This window comes from Pseudomonas sp. SST3 (assembly GCF_003325755.1).
This window is the reverse complement of sequence record NZ_QORI02000118.1, coordinates 1-4,450: the sequence shown is the minus strand read 5'-3', so window position 1 is coordinate 4,450 and position 4,450 is coordinate 1. Positions and strand designations below refer to the sequence as shown.

General features: G+C 64.2%; 7 protein-coding genes and 2 pseudogenes. All 9 read left to right on the top strand.

The annotated features are described in order from the left end of the window. Window positions 1–365: pseudogene (locus tag DQ405_RS24725) on the top strand (aspartate dehydrogenase domain-containing protein); the annotation flags it as partial. 9 nt (window positions 366–374) lie between these two features. Next, window positions 375–611, top strand: coding sequence for a hypothetical protein (locus DQ405_RS28800; protein ID WP_446730917.1), 237 nt, complete (start codon window positions 375–377; stop codon window positions 609–611). Beyond that, window positions 587–1,462, top strand: a complete 876-nt coding sequence (locus tag DQ405_RS28795) for an aldehyde dehydrogenase family protein (RefSeq protein WP_446730916.1) — start codon at window positions 587–589, stop codon at window positions 1,460–1,462. The genes DQ405_RS28800 and DQ405_RS28795 overlap by 25 nt, the downstream gene beginning before the upstream one ends. Continuing rightward, a pseudogene (locus DQ405_RS28790) lies at window positions 1,422–1,874 on the top strand (aldehyde dehydrogenase family protein). The gene DQ405_RS28795 and the pseudogene DQ405_RS28790 overlap by 41 nt, the downstream one beginning before the upstream one ends. Continuing rightward, a complete protein-coding gene (locus DQ405_RS24715) occupies window positions 1,871–2,863 on the top strand; it encodes a VOC family protein (protein ID WP_168426384.1) in 993 nt (330 codons plus the stop codon). Before DQ405_RS28790 ends, DQ405_RS24715 begins: the two are co-directional and overlap by 4 nt. Further along, a complete protein-coding gene (locus tag DQ405_RS28205; RefSeq protein WP_274597436.1) occupies window positions 2,851–3,258 on the top strand; it encodes an NAD(P)-binding protein in 408 nt (135 codons plus the stop codon). The genes DQ405_RS24715 and DQ405_RS28205 overlap by 13 nt, the downstream gene beginning before the upstream one ends. After that, window positions 3,158–3,994 carry an FAD-dependent monooxygenase gene (locus DQ405_RS24710; protein ID WP_274597435.1) on the top strand — a complete coding sequence of 279 codons (837 nt, stop codon included), beginning with the start codon at window positions 3,158–3,160 and terminating at the stop codon, window positions 3,992–3,994. The genes DQ405_RS28205 and DQ405_RS24710 overlap by 101 nt, the downstream gene beginning before the upstream one ends. Window positions 3,995–4,011: 17 nt before the next feature. Further along, a complete protein-coding gene (locus DQ405_RS24705; RefSeq protein ID WP_003195684.1) occupies window positions 4,012–4,239 on the top strand; it encodes a recombinase-like helix-turn-helix domain-containing protein in 228 nt (75 codons plus the stop codon). Between the two features lie 19 nt (window positions 4,240–4,258). Beyond that, window positions 4,259–4,450, top strand: a 192-nt coding sequence (locus tag DQ405_RS24700) for a Rieske 2Fe-2S domain-containing protein (RefSeq protein ID WP_168426383.1), incomplete at its 3' end; no start/stop codon positions are given.

Sequence of the window (4,450 nt, the reverse complement as noted above, 5' to 3'; positions counted from 1 at the left end):
AAGCCGGCACGCGCCTGGAAGAACACCCCCGGCGAACAGGCTTGTGACCTGGACAGCATCGAGCAAGCCACGGTGATCTTCCAGGGCAGCGCCCGCGAAGCGGCGCGCCTGTACCCCAAGAACGCCAACGTCGCGGCCACTCTGTCGCTGGCCGGGCTGGGCCTGGACCGCACCCATGTGACGTTGATCGCCGACCCCCACAGCGATGAAAAAACGTCCACCACTTCGAAGCCCGGGGCGCCTTTGGCCGTTTCGAGTTGAGCCTGCGCGGCAAGCCCTTGCTGGCCAACCCGAAGACCTCGGCGCTGACCGTGTACAGCGTGGTCCGTGCCTTGGGCAACCATGCCCACGCGATTTCCATTTAGGAGCCGTCGATGAACACCGAACAGACATTACCCATCTGCATCGCCGGCCAGTGGCGCCCAGGCCGCGGCGAGCGCTATGCCAGCCGCTACCCGGCCACCGGCGAAGCCGTGGCCTGGCTCAATGCCGCCGACCTGCAGGATGTAGAGGAGGCCATCCAGGGCGCGCACCAGGCATTCCTGCACAGCGGCTGGGCCAGCGCAAACCTCACGAACGAGCCGGCGTGCTGTACCGCATCGCCGAGCTGATCCGCCTGCACAGCGAAGAGCTGGCGCAACTGCAACGCCAGGACAACGGCAAGCCGATCAATGAAACCCGCGCCTTGGTAGCCAGTGCGGCGGGCACCTTTCAGTTTTTCGCCGCAGCCTGCGAAACCCTGGAAGAAACCATCACCCCGTCACGCGGTGATTTCGTCAGTATGAGCGTGTATGAACCGATGGGCGTGGTCGCCGCGATCACTCCGTGGAACTCGCCGATTGCCAGCGAGGCGCAGAAGGTCGCGCCGGCCTTGGCGGCGGGCAATGCGGTGGTGATCAAACCTGCGGAAATCACCCCGCTGCTGGCCCTGCGCCTGGCACGTCTGTGTGAAGAGGCCGGCCTGCCCAAGGGATTGATCAGCGTGCTGCCGGGCAAGGGTTCGTTGCTGGGGGACGCGCTGACCCGTCACCCGCTGGTCAAGCGCGTGTCGTTTACCGGTGGTACGCGCACTGGCAAGCACATCGCCCATATCGCCGCCGACAAGATGATGCCGGTGTCCCTGGAGCTGGGCGGTAAGTCACCGACCATCGTTCTCGATGATGCCGACCTTGATCATGCGGTGGCCGGGGTGCTGTACGGCATTTTCAGTTCGTCGGGCGAAGCCTGCATCGCCGGCTCACGGTTGTTCATCGCTCGCACCTTGTACGAGCCGTTCATGCAGCGCCTGGTCGCCGCCGCCGCGAACCTGCGAGTGGGCGACCCGGCCGACGAGCATACACAGATGGGCCCGTTGATCAGCGCCAGCCACCGCGAATCCGTGGAGCGTTACGTCGCCCTCGGCCTGGCCGAAGGGGGGGCGCCTGCGCCTGGGTGGGCAGCGCCCCAGCGGTGGTCTGTATGACCAGGGTTACTTCTACCCGCCGACCATCCTGGAGGGCCTGAGCAACCACCAGCAAGTGTGCCAGGAGGAAATCTTCGGCCCGGTGCTGGTGGCCATGCCGTTCGACGACGAAGCCCAACTGCTGGAACAAGCCAACGACAGCGTCTACGCCCTCGCCGCCGGAATCTGGACCCGTGACTACAAACGCGCCTGGGCCCTGGGCCGGCGTTTGCAGGCCGGCACGGTGTGGATCAAACACCTATAAAGCAGTTCTCGATTTTCCACGCCGTTCGGCGGCTGGCGCGACAGCGGCCTGGGCCGCGAAAAAGGTCGCCTGGGCATCCTGCAGTACATGGAACAGAAGAGCCTCTACTGGGGCATGAACGAACAGCCACTGGCCTGGGCCGGTGTGCCACGAGAGGTAGCGCAATGAGCGTGTTAGGTATTGATGAAGTCACTTATGGCGTCGAGGACCTGGACACCTGCGTGCGTTTTTTCAGCGACTGGGGCCTGACCCAAGTCAGCGCGCAACCGGATGAAGTGGTGTTCGAGACCCTCAACGGCTGCCGCGTAGTGCTTGCCGACCTGAACAAGCCGGGCCTGCCGCCGGCCATCGAAGCCGGCTCCACGGTGCGCGAAGTGGTCTGGGGCGTGGCCAGTACTGCCGACCTGGCGCTGTACAGCCAACGCATCGCCAATGACCCCGGGTTTATCGAACGCGACGGGCGCATTGGCTGCACCGACCCCAACGGTCTGGCGATCCGCCTGCAAGTCACGCGCAAGCGTGAACTGGAGATTGAATGCAGCGGCCACAACACCTGGCAGACCAAGGGCCGGATCAACAAGGCAGCGCCGATCTATGAGCGCGCCACGCCGATTGAAGTGGGCCATGTGGTGTTTTTCGTCAAGGACGTGAACGCCTGCGAAGCCTTCTACCATGAGCGTTTCGGCTTCCAGGCCTCGGACCGTTACCCGGACCGCGGGGCCTTCTTGCGCACCGCCGAAGAAGGTGGCCACCACGACCTGTTCATGTTGCAACTGCCGGCACCACGGGCCGGGCTGAACCATGTGGCGTTTACCGTACGCGATGTTCACGAAGTGTTTGGCGGTGGCATGCATGTGTCCCGCAGCGGCTGGCCGACCGAAATCGGGCCGGGCCGCCATCCGGTGTCTTCAGCGTTTTTCTGGTACTTCAAGAACCCGGCGGGCGCGCTGGTGGAGTACTACGCCGATGAAGACCAACTGACCGGCGAATGGCAGCCACGCACCTTTGAGCCCGGCCCCACAGTGTTCGCCGAATGGGCCATTGCTGGCGGTATCGACGGCACACCCGACGCCAGCAAACACGTCGAGGCGCCGCAAGGCAAGTTCCTCACCGACAAACCCAAACCTTTGAGCAGGAGTCGCCCATGCCTTCCCTGAATATTGCTATCGCCGGTGCCGGTATCGGCGGCCTGACCGCCGCCATCGCCCTGCATCGCGCCGGTCACCAGGTCACCGTGTTTGAGCAGTCCAAGGCCTTTTTGCGCGTCGGTGCCGACATCAACCTCACCCCCAACGCGGTCCGTGCGCTGGATGGCCTGGGCATTGGTCCCGCCGTGCGCATCCCGGCCGCCCGGCCTACCCACCGCATCAGCCGTATGTGGGACACCGGCGAGGAGACCTCACGCCTGGAAATGTCCGATGCCGCCGAACAGAAATACGGCGCGCCGCAATTTGACTATCCACCGCGCCGACCTGCTCGCGGCCCTGGCCGAGGTGTTCCCACTGAACCAGGTGCAGTTCGCCAAGCGTGCCGAACGGGTCGCACAAGCTGACGACGGCATTACCTTGCACTTCAAGGATGGCAGCCAGCACCGCTGTGACGTGTTGATCGGCGCCGACGGTATCCACTCGGTGGTGCGCAACGCGCTGTTTGGCGAAGAGCACCCGCGCTTTACCGGCGTGGTGGCGTATCGCGCGGTGGTGCCGGCCGAGCAGGTGGCGCATGTGCCGAACATCCAGGCGTTCACCAAATGGTGGGGGCCGAACCCGCAAAGCCAGATCGTCACCTTCCCGCTGAACCAGGGCAAAGACATCTTCATCTTCGCCACCACCGCCCAGGACAGCTGGCACGAAGAGTCGTGGACCAGCGCCGGCGATGCCGATGAGCTGCGCAGCCACTACCAGGCGTTCCACCCGGACGCACGCGCCCTGCTTGATGCCTGCACCGATGTGCTCAAGACCGCGCTGTATGAGCGCGACCCGCTGCCGTTCTGGTCCAAGGGCGCGATTACCCTGCTGGGCGATGCCTGCCACCCGATGATGCCGTTCATGGCCCAGGGTGCCGGCCAGGCCATCGAAGATGCGGTGGTGCTAGCCCGCTACCTGCAAGACCTCGACAGCCAGGCCTCTGTGGCCGGCGCGTTGCAGGCTTACCAGCAAGCGCGCCTGGAGCGTACCAGCCAGATCCAGATCGGCTCACGGGGCAACCAGTGGCTCAAGGACGGCGGTAACGCCGATTGGGTCTACGGCTACGACGCCTGGGGCGTCTCGACAATTCACGCAGCCTGACTACGGAGGTCAACACCATGAGTACTCACGAACCCTACCTGCAACCCCATCAGGCACGTAAACGGCCCAACACCCAGTTCGAAGAGTTGCTGGGCGACTCCATCGAGCGCGCTTTTGGGAGTGGTGTGACCGAGCTGCCGGCCCTGCTCGCGCACTTGAACCTGGCCGGCCCGCCGTGCCCGCTGACCAGCGGCGAGTGGACCGAAGACGCCTACAAAACCCTGATGGCCCGGCTGGGCGAATGACCCGGCAGAAGGAATAAAAATGAACATGCAATTGACCGTCGACCCTGTTGAACAGCATCTGGCCAATGGCCTCAAAGACCTCTGGTTCCCGGTATTGCCGTCGGACCTTTTGGGTGAGAAGCCGCTGTCGATACGACGCCTGGGCTACAAGATCGCCCTGTGGCGCGACAACGATGGCAGCGTTCATGCGCTGGAAGACCATTGCCCCCAT